We start from the raw sequence: 16,554 nt of genomic DNA on the forward strand, positions 1-16,554 counted from the left end.
AAGTACCAGGAGACAGGCGGCGGACGTCCGATGCGGTTCATCGACCGCATTGAGCCGGCAGGCCGGGCTGAAGCGGTGTGCATCCAGGTCGCGGCGGAGGACTCGCTGTACGTCACCGAGGACCACCTGCTCACGCACAACACCCTCAACGACGCCTTCATCATCCTCGACGAGGCCCAGAACACCACGCCCGAGCAGATGAAGATGTTCCTCACCCGCCTCGGCTTCGGCTCCAAGATCGTCGTCACCGGTGACATCACCCAGGTCGACCTGCCCAGCGGGCAGCGCAGCGGCCTGCGCGTCGTGCGCGACATCCTCCACGGCGTCGAGGACCTCCACTTCGCCGAGCTGACCAGCCAGGACGTCGTCCGGCACCGGCTCGTCGCGAACATCGTCGACGCCTACGAGAAGTGGCAGGCCGTGCAGGACGCGCAGGACCAGCAGGGCAACGGCTGGAAGGGCAACCGGCGGTGAGCATCGAGATCGCCAACGAGTCCGGCGTCGACGTCGACGAGACGTCCATCGTCTCCGCGGCCCGCTACGCCCTCGACAAGATGGAGGTCAGCCCGCTCGCCGAGCTGTCCATCCTGCTCGTCACCCTCGACGTCATGGAAGACCTGCACGAACGCTGGATGGACCTGCCCGGCCCCACCGACGTCATGGCCTTCCCGATGGACGAGCTCGACTCCTCGCGCCGCCCCGACGCGCCCGACGCGTCGCCGGCGCTGCTCGGGGACATCGTGCTCTGCCCGGCGTTCGCCAAGGACCAGGCCAAGACCGCGGGCCACGAGCTGATCGACGAGCTGCACCTGCTCACCGTGCACGGCTGCCTGCACCTGCTCGGCTACGACCACGCCGAACCCGCCGAAGAACGCGAGATGTTCGCCCTCCAGAAGCGGATCCTCGGCGAGTACCAGGACGCCGTCGCCGCCCTGCAGAAGCGCGACGCCCAGCGCAACACCGACGACCGCGTCCTCGGCATCGCCGGGCTCGACGCGGCCACCACCCCGGCCGCCGAACCACCCGCCGGGGAAGCACCCTAGGCGTCAGGCATGGTCCAGCTCCTCTTCGCGATCGCGCTCGTGCTCCTCGCGGGCGTGTTCGCGGCGGCCGACGCCGCCATCAGCACCGTGTCGCAGGCCCGGGCCGACGGCCTCGCCCGGCTCGGGCTGCCCGGGGCCCGGCACCTCGCCGCGGTCGTCGCCGAACGCCGCCGCCACATCAACCTGCTGCTCCTGCTCCGCCTCGGCTGCGAGCTCACGGCCACCGTGCTCGTCACGGTGTTCGTCGGCACCCGCCTGGCGCCCCTGGGCCTGGCCGTGCTGGTCACCGCCGTCGTCATGGTCGTGGTCAGCTACGTCCTCATCGGCGTCGGCCCCCGCACCCTCGGCCGCCAGCACCCCTACCGCATCGGCCGCTACGTCGCCGGGCCCGTCCGCGTCCTCGGCTCGGTCCTCGGCCCGCTGTCGCGGCTGCTCATCCTCATCGGCAACGCCATCACCCCCGGTCAGGGCTTCCGCGAAGGCCCGTTCACCTCCGAGGTCGAGCTGCGCGAGGCCGTCGACCTCGCCCAGGAACGCGGCGTCGTCGAGGACTCCGAGCGCGAGATGATCCACTCGGTGTTCGAGCTCGGCGACACCGTCGCCCGCGAGGTCATGGTGCCGCGCACCGAGATCGTCTGGATCGAGCGCACCAAGACCGTCCGCCAGGCCCTCGCCCTGGCGCTGCGCACCGGCTTCACCCGGCTGCCGGTGATCGACGAGTCCGTCGACGACATCGTCGGCGTCGTCAACATCAAGGATCTGATGTCGGCGTACATGGACCCGGACGGGTCGAGCACGGTCGTCGACACGCTGATGAACGAAGCCTCCTTCGTCCCCGACTCGAAACGGCTCGACGAGCTCCTCAAGGAGATGCAGCGCTCGCACCACCACATGGCGATCGCCGTCGACGAGTACGGCGGCACCGCGGGCCTGCTCACCATCGAGGACGTCCTCGAGGAGATCGTCGGCGAGATCACCGACGAGTCCGACGCCGACGAGCGCCCCGAGGTCGAGGAGCTCAGCGACGGTGCCGTCCGCGTCTCGTCCCGGATGAGCGTCGACGACCTGGGCGAGCTGTTCGGCATCGACCTCGAAGACCACGACGTGGAGACCGTGGGCGGGCTGCTCGCGGAACGACTGGGTAGGGTCCCGCTACCGGGGGCCGAAGCCGAGGTCGCCGGCCTTCGGCTGTTCGCCGAAGGGGGCAAGGACCGGCGTGGCCGCATGCGGATCACGTCGGTGGTCGTGCACCCGGCCGACGCCGACGCGGTGACCGACCCGGCCGACCGCACCACCCGGCGCCGCACGCGCCTGCCCCACCCCGACGAACGCGACAGGAGCGTCGAACATGCCTGACCTCGAGGCGGACGACCAGAAGCTGGTCACCCTCGCGCGGTCCTCGCGCGCCCGCATCCAGGCCCCCGAAGGCGCCGCGGTCCGCGACACCGACGGCCGCACCTACGCCGCCGGCACCGTCGACCAGCCGTCGTTCAAGCTCACCGCGCTGCAGGCCGCGGTCGCCGCGGCCCTGTCCAGCGGCGCCGAAGGCATCGAAGCCGCCGCCGTCGTCAGCGAAGAAGGACTGCTCAAGGGCGCGTCCGTGCACGCCGTGCGCGACCTCGCGAAGTACGCGCCGATCATCCTCGCCGCCCCGGACGGCACGGTTCTCGAGGTGCTGGAGCGATGACGGAACACCGGTCCGGCTTCGCCTGCTTCGTCGGGCGTCCCAACGCGGGCAAGTCGACGCTGACCAACGCCCTCGTCGGCACCAAGGTCGCGATCACCTCAAGCAAGCCGCAGACCACGCGGCACGCGATCCGCGGGATCGTCTCCCGCGAGGACGCGCAGCTCGTCCTCATCGACACCCCCGGCCTGCACCGCCCCCGCACCCTGCTCGGCGAGCGGCTCAACGACATCGTGCACACGACGTGGTCCGAAGTGGACGTCGTCGGCTTCTGCGTGCCGGCCAACGAAAAGATCGGGCCCGGCGACAAGTTCATCGCCGGCGAGCTGCAGAAGATCGCCAAGCGCACTCCGGTGATCGGCATCGTCACGAAGACCGACCTCGTCCAGCCACAGCAGGTCGCCGAACAGCTCCTTGCGCTGCAGGACGTCATGGAGTTCGCCGAGCTGATCCCGGTGTCCGCGGTGGACGGTTTCCAGGTCGGCGCGCTCGCGGACCTGCTCGTCGGCAAGCTCCCCGAAGGCCCGCAGCTCTACCCCGGCGGCGAGCTGACCGACGAACCCGAGCAGACGCTGGTCGGCGAGCTGATCCGCGAGGCGGCGCTGGAAGGCGTCCGCGACGAGCTGCCGCACTCGATCGCCGTCACCGTCGAGGAGATGCTGCCGCGCGAAGGCCGTGACGACCTCATCGACGTGCACGCGTTCCTGTACGTGGAGCGGCCCAGCCAGAAGGGCATCATCCTCGGGCACAAGGGCGAGCGGCTGCGCGAGGTCGGCGCCACCGCCCGCAAGAACATCGAGGCGCTGCTCGGCTCCAAGGTCTACCTCGACCTGCACGTCAAGGTGGCCAAGGAGTGGCAGCGCGACCCCCGTCAGCTGCGCCGGCTCGGGTTCTGAGGTGACCGAAAAGCCGCGGCCGCCCGCCGACTACAACCCCGGGCCCCCGCCCGCGACCTACCTGGTCTGGGGGATCGTCAGCGCCGTCCTGTGCTGCCTCCCCTTCGGCGCCCTCTCGATCTACCAGGCCGCCAAGGTGGAAAAGCTCTGGGCCCAGGGCGATCCGGACGCCGCCCGCGCGGCGTCCGGCGACGCCCGGCGGTGGGCGATCGTCGCCGCGGTCGCCGGCGCCGTCCTCTGGGTCGCGGCGATCGTGACGGTCGTCCTGCTCTTCGGAACGCTCACCGACGACGCCGCGTCCCACTGACGACGTCGGCAGCAGGAGGCGAATCGCGGTGACCCAGCAGTACCCCCACTACGGATGGCAGCCGAACTACGGACCGCCGCCGGACAGCAACCTGGTCTGGGGGATCCTGACGACCGTGCTGTGCTGCCTGCCGTTGGGTATCGTCTCCATCGTGAAGGCGAGCCAGGTCAACACCCTGTGGTTCCAGGGCTTTCACGCCGAAGCGCACCGCGCTGCCGACGAAGCCCGCAAGTGGGCCATGTGGTCGGCGATCTCCGCGGGCGTCCTGATCGCGCTCTACCTGGCGTTCATCCTGGTCATGCTCGCCCTCGTCGGCGTCTCGTTCCGGTCGCTGGTGCCATGACGACCGGCTACCCGGGACACCCGGCCCGCGGCGCCAAGGCCACGCTGCGCGCGCTCGGCGCCCCGATGGCCGTCGTGGGCGGGCTGGGCGTGTGCTGCGCGGCCGTCCTGATCGGCGACCCCACCACCCCCGGCGGCTGGCTGCCGGTCTGCCCGACCAAGCTGCTGTTCGGCATCGACTGCCCGGGCTGCGGCGGCATGCGGATGGCGTACAGCCTGATGCACGGCGACCTGCCCGCGGCCCTGCACTACAACGCCGTGTCGCTCGTCGTCGTCCTCCTGTTCGTGTGGAGCACGATCGCCTGGACGGTCGGGCGGCTGCGCGGCCGGTTCGTCGGCAGCTGGCTGCACTGGCGCTGGACCCCGCTGACGTTCGGCGTCGTGTTCGTCGTCTGGTTCGTCATTCGCAACCTTCCGTTCGCCCCGTTCACCGGCTTGAAAGTCTGATTTCGACAGACGGGAACCGGTTCGCCACGCACCGCGTCGGAAGCTCGTCCGGTTCACCCGGACAGTGGATGCCTGGCGGTGCCGCCGCAGGTGAACCGAGTACGCTCCCGCGGACCAATGCCGTACATTCGGCGCGGTTCCGCACGGAGCGTGCGGTGGAGTGTCCAGCGAGGGGGAGAACCACATGACCGATCCCTACGGTCAGCAGTCCTTCGGGCAGCAGCCCGGCGGCCAGCAACCGTTCGGACAACCGCAGCCCGGTCAGGCGCCGCCGCCGTACGGGCAGCCCTACGGGCAGCCGGCGCCGTTCGGCCAGCCGGGAACGCCCTTCGGCGCACCGCAGAACTATGCGAACTGGGGCCAGCGGGCCGGCGCGCTGATCATCGACCAGGCGCCGATCATCGTCGTCTACCTCCTCGCGTTCATCCTGACCATCGCCGGCGCGCGCGGCATCGGCCTTCTCCTGTACGCGCTCGGCGGCCTCGGCGGCATCGGCTGGGCCGTCTACAACCGGTGGATCCAGCAGGGGAACACCGGGCAGTCGCTGGGCAAGCGCGTCCTCGGGATCAAGCTGATCTCCGAGCAGACCGGGCAGCCGGTCGGCGCCGGAACCGCGTTCCTGCGCGACATCTGCCACATCGTCGACGGCCTGCCGTGCTACGTCGGCTACCTGTGGCCGCTGTGGGACGACAAGAGCCAGACCTTCGCGGACAAGATCGTCAACTCCGTGGTGGTGCCGGCCGACGCCGCGCCCGGCCAGGTCCCGTTCGGCCCGCCCGGCGCGCAGCCGTTCGCCGGCGGCTACCCGCCGCCCGGGCAGCCGCAGTCCGGGGGATTCCCGCAGCAGCCCCAGTCCGGCGGCTTCGGCCAGCCCGCGCCGGGCGGCTTCCCGCAGCAGCCGTCCTCCGGCGGGTTCCCGCAGCAGCCGGCGTCCGGCGGCTTCGGGCAGCCCCCGCAGCCGGGTGGCTTCGGGCAGCAGCCGGGCCGGCCGCTCGCCCCGCCGCCGGGTGGTTCCGCCTTCGACGAAGTCGAGCGCACCCAGATGCTCCGCCCGGACTCCGCCGCAGGCGGGTCCGCGTTCGACGAACAGGCCGAACGGACGCAGATGCTGCGTCCCGAAGGCCAGGGCCACGGCCAGGGCGACGCCGGGGAAACCCAGAAGCTCCAGCCCGGCCAGTTCGGCCAGCCGCCGAACGACCAGCCGCCGCACCACTGAGGCACGCTTTTTCCCGCACACCGCCGGGTGACCCGGCGGACGTTCACGAGTAGTTGGGGTACACGCTCATGACCAATCCCTACGGCCAGCAGCAGCCGCCTTACGGCCAGCCGCAGTCCGGCGGTTTCCCGCAGCAGCCGCAGCCCGGCTACGGCCCGCCGTCGGGCGGCATGCCCGCCTACGGCCAGCCCGCGCCGTACGGCCAGCCCCCGACCGGCGGCTTCGGCGCCCCCGGCTACGGCATGCCCGGTGGCGGCGACATCAACGCCATCAAGGACTACAAGGGCTGGGCCATCGGCTGCATCTTCCTCATGTGGATCCTCGCGATCTTCGCGATCATGAAGTCCAACGAGGTCCAGACGTACAAGATGCAGGGCAATTACGCGATGGCGGAGCAGGCCTCCAACACCACGCGCACGCTCTGCCTGATCGCCACCATCATCGGGGCGCTCGGCTGGATCTTCGCGATCATCATGATCATCATCTCGATCGCCGCGGCCGCGTCCATCCCCACGTACTGCACCAGTTACTCCTGCTGAAACCGGGTCGGTCCACCCCGGCATCGCCCGACAGTGGGACGATGTCGGGGTGGTGAACCTCTACCGCGACACCGGGGTGGTGTTGCGCACGCACAAGCTGGGTGAGGCCGACCGGATCGTCACCCTGCTCACGCGCCGGCACGGCAAGGTCCGCGCCGTCGCGAAGGGCGTGCGGCGGACGTCTTCGCGGTTCGGGGCCCGGCTGGAGCCGTTCGGCCACGTCGACGTGCAGTTCTACACCGGCCGCACGCTCGACGTGATCACCCAGGTCGAGACCGTCGACGCGTTCCAGCTGCCGCTGGTCGCCGACTACCAGCGCTACACCGCGGCCAGCGCGATCGCCGAAACCGCGGACCGGCTCTCGGCCGAAGAGGGCGAACCGGTGCTCAAGCTCTACCTCCTCGTCTGCGGCGCGCTGCGGTCCCTCGCCGCCGGGGAGCGGGACGCGTCCCTCGTGCTCGACGCGTTCTTCCTCCGCGCGATGTCCTACGCCGGCTGGGCGCCCGCGCTCACCGAGTGCGCCCGCTGCGGCCTGCCGGGCCCGCACGTCGCGTTCAGCGTCCCCGCCGGCGGCTCGATGTGCCAGGACTGCCGCGTCCCGGGCTCGGTGCACCCGGCGCCCGAGGTCCTGGACCTGCTCACCGCCCTGCTGCACGGCGAATGGACGATGGCCGAGTCGACCCTGCCCGGCACCCGCCGCGACGCGAGCGGCCTGGTCGCGGCCCACCTCCAGTGGCATCTGGAGCGTCAGCTCCGGTCCCTCCCCCTGGTCGAGCGACGTGCCCGGGAGAGTGTGGTGCCCGGGCAGTAGGGTCGGGCCTGATCGGTTTCACCCATCCAGGGAGGCTCGCAGTGCTGCGCAGGGGACGCGAGAGCAAGGCGTCGCGATACGAGCTGCGGGCCCCGGATCCGCACCCGTCCGGCGCGAAGCCGCCGGAGATCCCGCGCGAGCTGGTGCCGAAGCACGTCGCGCTGGTCATGGACGGCAACGGCCGCTGGGCCAACCAGCGCGGCCTGCCGCGGATCGAAGGCCACAAGCGCGGCGAAGCGGTCATGATCGACGTCGCGAGCGGGGCCGTCGAGCTCGGCGTCAAGTGGCTTTCGGTGTACGCGTTCTCGACGGAGAACTGGAAGCGCAGCCCCGAAGAGGTGCGGTTCCTGATGGGCTTCAACCGCGACACGATCCGCCGCCAGGTCGACTACCTCGGCTCGATCGGCGTCCGCATCCGCTGGGCCGGGCGGCGGCCGAAGCTGTGGGCGTCGGTGATCAAGGAGCTGCAGGCGGCCGAGGAGAAGACCAAGCACAACACGGCGCTGAACATGACGATGTGCGTCAACTACGGCGGCCGCGCCGAGCTGGGCGACGCGATGCAGCGGATCGCGCGCGACGTCGCGGACGGTCGGCTGGACCCCGCGAAGGTCACCGAGAAGACCATCGGCAAGTACCTGTACCAGCCGGACATGCCGGACGTGGACCTGTTCCTGCGGCCCTCGGGCGAGCAGCGGACGTCGAACTTCCTGCTGTGGCAGTCGGCCTACGCGGAGATGGTCTACCAGGACACGCTGTTCCCGGACTTCGACCGGACGCACCTGTGGCGCGCGTGCCTCGAGTTCGCGAAGCGGGATCGCCGCTTCGGAGGCGCTGTCGACCAGGCTTCCTCATGAGCGCGACCGAAGCGGCGGAGACCGCGGAACTGCTTACGCAGGCGAAGGACTCCCTCGAGCGCTACCTCGAGGTGCACGTCGACGACGACGGCGCGCTGACGTTCGCCCACGGCGACGTCCCGTGCGTGATCCAGGCGACCCGGCTCGGCGAGGGCCTCACCGTGCTGACGCTGACCTGCGTGGTCGGCTGGGACCTCGTGGACGGGCCGGAGCTGCCGATCGCCGTCGCCGAGCGGGCGGGGCAGGGGTTGTTCGGGACCCTCGGCGTCGGGCATTCCGACAACGGCGTGGACGTGACGCTGCGGTACGCGTTCCCGGCGGCCGGGCTGGACGCCGCCGCGCTCGGGACGTTGCTGATGCTGGTGGTGTCGACGGCGTCGCAGCTGCGGACGGATTTGCCGGGAATCGTGCCTGACGAGTAACCCACTCGGGGTGTTGTACTTGCCGCGAACGGCGAATTTCGGCCGGAAAGCGGCACTTTTCGACCGTTCGCGGCTGTGCGCTGCTCTCGCTGTCGGACCGGGCTGGCATCATCTGCGCCATGGACACCCTTCCCGCAACCGCGACTGAACCGCGGCGGCGGTCTCGCCGGTTCCGGATCAGCTCGGTCGAGGTGCTGTGCGCGATCCTGCTGGTCGCGATCCTCGGCCAGGGTCGGTTGCAGCAGCTGTTCGACGTGCCCGCGTTGCGTACCGGCTCGACGGTGTTCGTGGCCGTGTGTGTGCAGGCGTTGCCGTTCCTGGTACTGGGGGTGCTGATCAGCGGGGCCATCGCCGCGTTCGTGCCCGCTCGGGTGCTGGAGAGGGTGCTGCCCCGTCGTGCGGGCGCAGCGGTCGGTGTCGCGGGTCTGGCCGGGGTCGCGCTGCCGGGGTGTGAGTGCGCTTCGGTACCGGTGGCGCGCCGGCTGATGGGGCAAGGTGTGGCGCCGGCGGCGGCGTTGACGTTCCTGTTGGCGGCGCCGGCGGTGAATCCGGTGGTGCTGGTGGCGACGGCGGTGGCGTTTCCGGGCAAGCCGGAGTTGGTGTTGGCGCGGTTCGCTGGTTCGTTGGCGACGGCGATGGTGATGGGCTGGTTGTGGGCCCGCTGGGGCAAGCTGGAGTGGATCACCGAACGCGCGTTGCGCCGATTGCCGGACGTGGCGGACGGGCAGCGGTGGCGGGTGTTCGCCGAGACGGCCCGCACGGACCTGGTCGAGGCGGGCGGCTTCCTGGTGCTGGGCGCGCTGATTTCGTCGGCGTTGAACGTGCTGGTGCCGGCGAAGTGGTTCGGCGTGCTGGGCGACCAGCTCGTCTTGGGCGTGCTCGTGATGGCGGTGCTCGCGGTCGTGCTGGCGCTGTGCAGTGAGGCGGACGCGTTCGTGGCGGCGTCGCTGACGGCGTTGCCGTTGTTGCCGAAGCTGGTGTTCCTGGTCGTCGGCCCGGCGGTCGACGTCAAGCTGTTCGCGCTCCAGGCAGGCACGTTCGGCCGGTCGTTCGCGGTGCGGTTCGCCCCGGTGACGTTGGTGGTGGCGACGGCGTGCGCCGTGGTGACCGGTCTGGTGGTGGGGTTGGCGTGAAGCGCGAGACGCAGAACATCCTGTTGCTGTTGCTCGGCGGCGCCCTGATCAAGATCGCGGTGAACGGCGACTATCTGCGCTACGTGAAGCCGGCGCAGCAGCCGTGGATCATCACCGGCGGCGGCGTCATGGTGGTGCTCGGGGCCGTCGCCATCGTGCGTGATCTCCTCGCCGCGCGGGCGAAAGCCGCCGAGCCGGACCACGATCACGACGGTCACGCGCATTCGGCGCGGCCCGCTTGGCTGCTGCTCGTCCCGGTGCTGGCCGTCTTCCTCGTCGCACCACCGGCCCTGGGCGCGGACTCGGTGATCCGGACCGAAGCGCGGGTCCCGGCGAGCGCGGCCGCCGCCAACGCCGCGTCCTTCCCGCCGCTGCCGACCGGGAACGTGGTGCCACTGACGGTCAACGAGTTCGTCAGCCGCGCGGGCTGGGACGCGGCGGGCACCCTCGACCACCGCACGGTTTCGCTGACCGGTTTCGTCGTGCACACCGGCGGCCGGACGCTGCTGGCGCGCCTGGTGATCAGCTGCTGCGCGGCGGACGCGTTCCCGGTGACCGTCCACCTCCGCGGCGATGAGGCCGACCAGCTCGCGAGCGACGCCTGGATCCAGGTGACCGGTCAGGTCGTCCCGGGCACGGCCACGAAGGACACCGGCTGCACGCCCGACTTCACCCTGGCCTCGATCGCGCCGGTCCCGGCCCCGAAAGATCCGTACGAGTACTAGGGCCTGTATCGAAGTCATCTCGAGCTGGTTGAGCTGGAGTTGGCGCTGTCGGGCGTGTCGATGGCCGAAATAGGTGAGGTCTCCGGTAGGTGGTTCGTCGACCAAGAAGAACCTGAACACCACCGGAGACCTCGTGGACACCCTAGCGGGGACGGGGCGGTTCGACCTGACCGACGAGCAGTGGGCAACGCTGAAGCCGTTGCTGCCCGCGCCGTCACGGCCGGGTCGGCCGTCGTTGTGGAGCAGACGGCAGCTGATCGACGGGATCCGGTGGCGGGTCCGCACCGGCGCACCATGGCGGGACATGCCGGTCGGATATGGATCCTGGGCGGCTGTTTATGGGTTGTTCCGGCGCTGGCAACGGGCTGGTGTCTGGCAGCGGATTCTGACCGCGTTGCAGGCTCTGGCCGAAGTCGAGGGGCGGATCACCTGGGACGTGAGCGTGGATTCCACGATCGCGCGGGCGCATCAGCATGCTGCGGGTGCGCGGAAAAGGGGGACCTGCAGGCCGAACCGCCGGGCGGGATCACCACCGAACCGGATGATCACGCGTTGGGCCGGTCCCGTGGTGGGTGGACCACGAAGGTGCATCTGGGGTGTGAGCAGGGACAGAAGCCGTTGTCGATCGTGCTGACCGCCGGGCAGCGTGGCGACAGCCCGCAGTTCGTTCCGGTCCTGGCCGGGATCCGGGTGCCCCGACCGGGCGGTGGCCGGCCGCGGACCCGTCCGGATCGGGTCCTGGCGGACAAGGCTTACACCTCGAAGGCCAACCGGGCGCACCTGCGCGGTCGTGGGATCAAGGCGACCATCCCGAGCAAGACCGACCAGGACGCGCATCGTAAGGCCAAGGGGTCGAAGGGCGGTCGGCCACCGGCCTTCGACCCCGAAATCTACAAGCAGCGTCATGCGGTGGAGTGCGGTATCAACCGGCTTAAACGCCACCGTGGGGTGGCTACCCGCTACGACAAGCTTGCCGTTCGCTACGAAGCCACCGTCCAGATCGCAGCGATCAACGAATGGCTATGACCGACTTCGATACAGGCCCTAGTGCTCGGCGCAGGTCCCGGTGATCTCGACCGTGTGCGAGATCTCCGAAAAGCCGTGCTCGGCGGCGATCTTCTCGGCCCAGCGCTCGACCGCCGGGCCCTCGACCTCCACCGTGCGGCCGCACAGGCGGCAGACGAGGTGATGGTGGTGGTGCGCCGAGCAGCGGCGGTAGATCGCCTCGCCCGAGTCCGTGCGCAGCACGTCGATCTCGCCGGCCTCCGACAGGGACTGCAGCGTGCGGTACACCGTCGTCAGGCCGATGCCGTCGCCGCGTTTGCGCAGCTCGTCGTGCAGTTCCTGGGCCGAACGGAAGTCGTCGACGGTGTTCAGCAGCTCGACGACCGCGGCCCGCTGGCGGGTCGATCGGCGCCCCGGCACCGGGGCCTGGCTGTGCGGTGCGACGGCGTTCATCACTTTCCTTCCTGCACGTGGGCGACGGCGTCGACGACGATGTGCGCCAGGTGGTCGTCGGCGAGCCGGTAGACGACCTCGCGCCCGCGCCGCTCGCCCTCGACCACGCCGGCGGTCTTCAGCACCCGCAGGTGCTGGCTGATCAGCGGCTGCGCGACGTCGAGGGCGTCCACCAGCTCGTGGACGCACCGGTCGGCGGCGCGCAGCTGCAGCACGATCGCGATCCGGACCGGCGCCGCCAGCGCCCGCAGCAGGTCGCCCGCGTCGGTCAGGACCGCCGCGGGCGGGTGTGCCGGTGCCGCGGCCGCCGCCGGAGCGCAGTCCGCGAGGCCCGGCTGGGCGCCACTCCCGGTGACCGTCGCCATTCCGCCTCACCCTCGTCGCCGCGACATGAATTCCGTAGTCATTGCCGATAACGGCACCACCCATCCTAGTGTTCCCGCGCGTAGCACCCACTCCGCGACCGCGCTCTGCGGATTACGGCCGGTCGTACTGCTCCATTCGGGTGAGTTCGTGGGGAATTGCCTCTTCGGCTTCGCAAGTCGTGGCCGACGGGGCAAGGTGGTCGCGGAGCGTTTCGTCGCTTCTCGTACGCTGGCGGCCCGCCCGAGCAGAGCAGTGGGGAGACATGGCCCGTTTCGTGACGAAAGCAGCCGCACTGGCGGCCGTCCTCTTCCCGCTGGTCGGCGCCGGGGTGGCCGGGGCGCAGAGCCAGGCCGTCGACGAGAAGACCGGGCCGGTTTCGTTCGCGAACATCGCGTCCGTCCGGATCGGCGGCGAAGGCCAGCACGGCGGCGCCCTGATCACCGAGACCCAGCGCTCCCCGCTGCTGCCCGGCCAGTCGAAGCTCGGCACGGACCGCGTCACGGTCCCCAAGGACGACGGCGAGCGCGCCACCTTCGGCGGGCACTACCAGATCGACCTCGGCCGCTACAGCTCCTCACAGGACCCCTATCCGGCCGGCATCGCGAGCCGGGACCACAACGTCGTGGCTGCGCTGCAGGCGACCACCGTGCCCACCGCCGTCGCCGAGACCAACTACGCGCTGCGCGACAACTGGCAGGGCGGCGCGAAGCCGGTCGACAACACCGTGCTCGTGCTCGAAGGCGCGAAGACGGCGGTGGACTGCACCGGGCCGGCGAAGCTCACCGGCACCTCGTCGGTGAGCCGGCTGTGGGTGCGCCAGGCCGGCGGGCTCGGCATCGTCCCGATGCCCGGCGGCACCGCGGGCCTCGAGCTGAAGAACCTGCGGCTCGGCCCGCCCGGCGACATCACGAACGCGAGCAAGGACACCACGGTCTCCGACCTCCGGCTGACCCGCGTCGGCACGTTCGACCAGCTGATCCGCCAGGACGGCTGGCGCGGTGGCGACTTCACCGCCGTCGCCGGCTGGCGCGTCGAGATCACCACCCACGTCAAGGACGCGGCGGGTACCGCGCTGCAGGACGTCCAGACGAGCGTCGTGCTCGGCGGCGTCAGCTGCTCGGTGCCGAAGGGCTTCGTCGCGAAGGCCGCGGGCAGCACCGGCGGCGGCACGAGCGCGACGCAGGCCGCCGTGCCGACGCAGGTCCCGGCCGGCTACCTCGGCGCGGCCGCGCCGGACACCGGCGGTGACGGCTCCCGCGTCCCGCTCGGCATCGGCCTGCTCTTCGGCGGGGTGTTCTTCGGGGCCGTCGCGCTGCTGCTCGGCAAGCGGCGCAAGTCCGGGACGGACTAGGTGCTGCGCACCGGGCTGGCCGCCGTCTCGGCGGCGCTGGCCGTGGCCGCCTTCGCGGCCGGCGTCATCGTGCTGACCTGGCTGCCGCCCGAGCCGACGTCGCTCGCCGCGCCACCGCCCGGCTCGCTGCCGGGGGAGAACGCGGCCCCGGCCGTGCTGCCCGCGGACAGCGAGTCCGGCGCGCAGCAGCGCCCGGGCACGGTCCGGCTCCCGGACGGCGCGACCGCCCGCCTGGTCCGCACGGAGCTCACCGACCGCGGCGTGCTCCCGATCCCGCGCGGCCTGGGCGACGCCGCCTGGTGGGGCGCCAAGCTGGGCGCGGCCCAGGGGGCGGCGCTGCTGTCCGGGCACGTGAACTGGGAGGGGCGGCGCGGCCCGTTCGACGAGCTGTGGCGCATGCGCGACGGCGACGAGGTGAGCGTGGTCGACGCCCGCGGCGGCCGCTGGGTCTACCGGGTCGACGACGTGGTGACGCTCCCGAAGGAGACGCTGCCGGACCAGGCCGCGAAGTGGTTCGCCCAGGACGGCCCCCACCGCCTGGTCCTGGTCACCTGCGGCGGCGACTACATCGGCGGCACCGAAGGCTACGACGAGAACCGCCTGGTCACGGCCAAGCTGGTGACCCGCCCGACGGGCTGACCGCCTGCGGGAGTCGGCCGAGTGGACCCCACCACCGCCGTCCGCGCCGCGTCCCTCCGGCTGATCGAATCCGGTGCAACCTCCGCCGCCCGCCACCGCATGTGAACCTCCGCAACGGCACGACAGCGAAGGAGCACAGGCGCATGCAGGAGCAGAACCCGGCGGAGCGGCAGACGGGCTCGGGCCGCTGGTGGATCGTCGGCGTCGCCGGCGCGTTCGTGGTCGCGGCGCTGGTCGCCGGCCTGCTCATCTTCACCGGAAAGGATGAACCCGCCGGTGCGAACGGCACCGCCACCACGTCCACCACCGCCGTGAAGCAGGACCAGCCCGCCAAGCCGGACACCGGCCGGACACCGGCGCAGCTGTCCCTTCCCGGGGGCGGTACCGCGAAGCTCGTCCAGGAGGACCTCGACGCCGCGGGCGCCCTCAAGATCCCCGAAGGGCTCGACGAAGCCGCCTGGTGGGGTGCCGAGCTGGGGGCCGACCACGGCGTCGCGCTGCTGTCCGGGCACGTGAACTGGAAGGGCAAGAAGGGCCCGTTCAACGAGCTCTGGCAGGTCAAGCAGGGGCAGGAGATCAAGCTGACCGACGCCGCCGGCGGCGCCTGGGTCTACCGGGTCGACGCGACCGAGACCATCCACAAGACCGACCTGGCCGGGCGCTCGGACCAGCTCTTCGACCCGGACGGCCCGCACAAGCTGCTCCTGGTCACCTGCGGCGGCGAGTACGTCGGCGGCAGCGAAGGCTACGAGGACAACCGCGTCGTGACGGCGTCGCTCGTGTCACGGCCGTAGCCTGCGCGAAAAGGACTCGGCCCCGGCGGATACCCTGGACGTTCTAGTCCGATAACCGTCCCCGCATGCTTCCGGAGCGTGGAGTGCCCACGAACACCATCGATACCGTAGTCAGCCTGTGCAAGCGCCGTGGTTTCGTCTTCGCCAGCGGAGAGATCTACGGCGGTACCCGCTCGGCGTGGGACTACGGGCCGCTCGGGGTCGAGCTCAAGGACAACATCAAGCGCCAGTGGTGGAAGACCGTGGTCCAGGGCCGCGACGACGTCGTCGGCCTGGACTCCTCGGTCATCCTGCCGCGTCAGGTGTGGGTGGCTTCCGGGCACGTCAACGTCTTCACCGACCCGCTGATCGAGTGCCTCTCGTGCCACAAGCGGTTCCGCGCCGACCAGCTCGCCGAGGAGTACGCGGGCCGCACCGGCAAGGAGACGTCGGAGGACGACCTGTCCGACGTGCCGTGCCCGAACTGCGGCACCCGCGGCAAGTACACCGAGCCGCGCGACTTCAACATGATGCTGAAGACCTACCTCGGCCCGGTGGAAACCGAAGAGGGCCTGCACTACCTCCGCCCGGAGACCGCGCAGGGCATCTTCGTCAACTACCTCAACGTGCAGACGACGGCCCGCAAGAAGCCGCCGTTCGGCATCGGCCAGATCGGCAAGTCGTTCCGCAACGAGATCACGCCGGGCAACTTCATCTTCCGGACGCGCGAGTTCGAGCAGATGGAGATGGAGTTCTTCGTCGAGCCGGGCGAGGACGAGAGCTGGCACCAGTACTGGATCGACGAGCGCACGAAGTGGTACACCGACCTCGGCATCAAGGCCGACAACCTGCGCCACTTCGAGCACCCGAAGGAAAAGCTCTCGCACTACGCGAAGCGCACCGTCGACATCGAGTACCGGTTCGCGTTCAACGCCGGGCAGGAGTGGGGTGAGCTCGAAGGCATCGCCAACCGCACCGACTTCGACCTGACGACGCACTCGAACCACTCGGGCGTCGACCTGTCGTACTTCGACCCGACCTCGAAGCAGCGGTTCCGGCCGTTCGTGATCGAGCCGGCGGCCGGTGTCGGCCGGTCGATGATGGCGTTCCTGATCGACGCCTACCACGAGGACGAGGTGCCGACCGCCAAGGGCGGCACCGAGAAGCGCGTGGTGCTGAAGCTCGACCCGCGGCTCGCGCCGTTCAAGGCCGCGGTGCTGCCGCTGTCGCGCAACGCCGACCTGACCCCGAAGGCGAAGGCCGTCGCCGACCTGCTGCGCAAGCACTGGAACATCGACTTCGACGACGCCGGGTCGATCGGCAAGCGCTACCGCCGCCAGGAGGAGATCGGCACGCCGTACTGCGTGACGGTCGACTTCGACAGCCTCGAGGACGACGCCGTCACGGTCCGCGACCGGGACACCATGGCGCAGGAACGCGTCGCGATCGACAAGATCGAGTCGTACCTGGCCGGGCGCCTGATCGGCTGCTGAACCACCCGGGGCCCGAGTACCCCTGACACCTGTCACGGTGAGGTCGTGACGCACG

Annotated in this window: 22 protein-coding genes; 20 read left to right on the top strand and 2 right to left on the bottom strand. The window is 70.7% G+C overall.

Translation table 11 applies throughout. The features are described from left to right. The first annotated feature begins 30 nt into the window (after positions 1 to 30). The 16 genes from OG738_RS24455 to OG738_RS24530 all read left to right on the top strand — a co-directional run bounded on the left by OG738_RS24455 (position 31) and on the right by OG738_RS24530 (position 11,445). A complete protein-coding gene (locus tag OG738_RS24455) occupies positions 31 to 474 on the top strand; it encodes a PhoH family protein (RefSeq protein ID WP_329056822.1) in 444 nt (147 codons plus the stop codon). Beyond that, positions 471 to 1,043, top strand: a complete 573-nt coding sequence (gene ybeY / locus OG738_RS24460) for an rRNA maturation RNase YbeY (protein ID WP_329044361.1) — start codon at positions 471 to 473, stop codon at positions 1,041 to 1,043. Before OG738_RS24455 ends, ybeY begins: the two co-directional genes overlap by 4 nt. Positions 1,044 to 1,052: 9 nt before the next feature. Further along, positions 1,053 to 2,399, top strand: a complete 1,347-nt coding sequence (locus OG738_RS24465) for a hemolysin family protein (RefSeq protein WP_329044362.1) — start codon at positions 1,053 to 1,055, stop codon at positions 2,397 to 2,399. Further along, complete coding sequence (locus OG738_RS24470) at positions 2,392 to 2,730, top strand: cytidine deaminase (RefSeq protein WP_329044364.1); 339 nt, start codon at positions 2,392 to 2,394, stop codon at positions 2,728 to 2,730. Before OG738_RS24465 ends, OG738_RS24470 begins: the two co-directional genes overlap by 8 nt. Continuing rightward, positions 2,727 to 3,623, top strand: a complete 897-nt coding sequence (gene era, locus OG738_RS24475) for a GTPase Era (RefSeq protein ID WP_329044365.1) — start codon at positions 2,727 to 2,729, stop codon at positions 3,621 to 3,623. The genes OG738_RS24470 and era overlap by 4 nt, the downstream gene beginning before the upstream one ends. Before the next feature lies 1 nt (position 3,624). Beyond that, positions 3,625 to 3,930: a CD225/dispanin family protein gene (locus OG738_RS24480; RefSeq protein ID WP_329044366.1), complete on the top strand. Its 306-nt coding sequence runs from the start codon at positions 3,625 to 3,627 to the stop codon at positions 3,928 to 3,930. A gap of 28 nt (positions 3,931 to 3,958) precedes the next feature. Further along, positions 3,959 to 4,273, top strand: coding sequence for a CD225/dispanin family protein (locus OG738_RS24485; RefSeq protein ID WP_329044367.1), 315 nt, complete (start codon positions 3,959 to 3,961; stop codon positions 4,271 to 4,273). Next, positions 4,270 to 4,719, top strand: a complete 450-nt coding sequence (locus OG738_RS24490; RefSeq protein WP_329044368.1) for a DUF2752 domain-containing protein — start codon at positions 4,270 to 4,272, stop codon at positions 4,717 to 4,719. Before OG738_RS24485 ends, OG738_RS24490 begins: the two co-directional genes overlap by 4 nt. A gap of 184 nt (positions 4,720 to 4,903) precedes the next feature. Continuing rightward, positions 4,904 to 5,935, top strand: a complete 1,032-nt coding sequence (locus tag OG738_RS24495) for an RDD family protein (protein ID WP_329044370.1) — start codon at positions 4,904 to 4,906, stop codon at positions 5,933 to 5,935. A 68-nt stretch (positions 5,936 to 6,003) separates the two neighbouring features. Next, positions 6,004 to 6,474, top strand: a complete 471-nt coding sequence (locus OG738_RS24500) for a CD225/dispanin family protein (protein ID WP_329044371.1) — start codon at positions 6,004 to 6,006, stop codon at positions 6,472 to 6,474. Between the two features lie 49 nt (positions 6,475 to 6,523). Beyond that, complete coding sequence (recO, locus tag OG738_RS24505; protein ID WP_329044373.1) at positions 6,524 to 7,285, top strand: DNA repair protein RecO; 762 nt, start codon at positions 6,524 to 6,526, stop codon at positions 7,283 to 7,285. Between the two features lie 41 nt (positions 7,286 to 7,326). Beyond that, on the top strand, positions 7,327 to 8,139 hold the full coding sequence (locus OG738_RS24510) for an isoprenyl transferase (protein ID WP_329044374.1): 813 nt from the start codon (positions 7,327 to 7,329) through the stop codon (positions 8,137 to 8,139). Then, positions 8,136 to 8,561: a YbjN domain-containing protein gene (locus OG738_RS24515; RefSeq protein WP_329044375.1), complete on the top strand. Its 426-nt coding sequence runs from the start codon at positions 8,136 to 8,138 to the stop codon at positions 8,559 to 8,561. Before OG738_RS24510 ends, OG738_RS24515 begins: the two co-directional genes overlap by 4 nt. 119 nt (positions 8,562 to 8,680) lie before the next feature. Then, positions 8,681 to 9,694 carry a permease gene (locus tag OG738_RS24520; RefSeq protein ID WP_329044377.1) on the top strand — a complete coding sequence of 338 codons (1,014 nt, stop codon included), beginning with the start codon at positions 8,681 to 8,683 and terminating at the stop codon, positions 9,692 to 9,694. Then, positions 9,691 to 10,419 carry a TIGR03943 family putative permease subunit gene (locus OG738_RS24525; protein WP_329044378.1) on the top strand — a complete coding sequence of 243 codons (729 nt, stop codon included), beginning with the start codon at positions 9,691 to 9,693 and terminating at the stop codon, positions 10,417 to 10,419. The genes OG738_RS24520 and OG738_RS24525 overlap by 4 nt, the downstream gene beginning before the upstream one ends. Positions 10,420 to 10,552: 133 nt before the next feature. Further along, a protein-coding gene (locus OG738_RS24530) for an IS5 family transposase (protein ID WP_329044379.1) occupies positions 10,553 to 11,445 on the top strand; the annotation gives its coding sequence in 2 pieces (ribosomal slippage) (positions 10,553 to 10,961 and positions 10,961 to 11,445; 894 coding nt in all). A gap of 18 nt (positions 11,446 to 11,463) precedes the next feature. Here OG738_RS24530 and OG738_RS24535 read toward each other — a convergent pair. Both OG738_RS24535 and OG738_RS24540 read right to left on the bottom strand, forming a co-directional pair. Then, positions 11,464 to 11,877 (bottom strand): Fur family transcriptional regulator, encoded by a 414-nt coding sequence (locus OG738_RS24535; RefSeq protein ID WP_329044380.1) that lies wholly within the window; start codon positions 11,875 to 11,877, stop codon positions 11,464 to 11,466. Further along, entirely contained in the window at positions 11,877 to 12,242 is a 366-nt protein-coding gene (locus OG738_RS24540; protein ID WP_329044381.1) for an ArsR/SmtB family transcription factor, read from the bottom strand. Before OG738_RS24540 ends, OG738_RS24535 begins: the two co-directional genes overlap by 1 nt. 263 nt (positions 12,243 to 12,505) lie before the next feature. Here OG738_RS24540 and OG738_RS24545 point away from each other — a divergent pair, with 263 nt between their 5' ends. From OG738_RS24545 to OG738_RS24560, 4 genes are all read left to right on the top strand, one after another. Further along, entirely contained in the window at positions 12,506 to 13,594 is a 1,089-nt protein-coding gene (locus tag OG738_RS24545) for an LPXTG cell wall anchor domain-containing protein (RefSeq protein WP_329044382.1), read from the top strand. After that, a complete protein-coding gene (locus OG738_RS24550; RefSeq protein WP_329044383.1) occupies positions 13,595 to 14,233 on the top strand; it encodes a class F sortase in 639 nt (212 codons plus the stop codon). A 143-nt stretch (positions 14,234 to 14,376) separates the two neighbouring features. Further along, complete coding sequence (locus tag OG738_RS24555; protein WP_329044385.1) at positions 14,377 to 15,027, top strand: class F sortase; 651 nt, start codon at positions 14,377 to 14,379, stop codon at positions 15,025 to 15,027. An 83-nt stretch (positions 15,028 to 15,110) separates the two neighbouring features. Continuing rightward, positions 15,111 to 16,499 (top strand): glycine--tRNA ligase, encoded by a 1,389-nt coding sequence (locus OG738_RS24560; protein WP_329044387.1) that lies wholly within the window; start codon positions 15,111 to 15,113, stop codon positions 16,497 to 16,499. Positions 16,500 to 16,554 lie beyond the last annotated feature (55 nt).

It is taken from the genome of Amycolatopsis sp. NBC_01488 (genome assembly GCF_036227105.1).
Lineage (GTDB): Bacteria > Actinomycetota > Actinomycetes > Mycobacteriales > Pseudonocardiaceae > Amycolatopsis.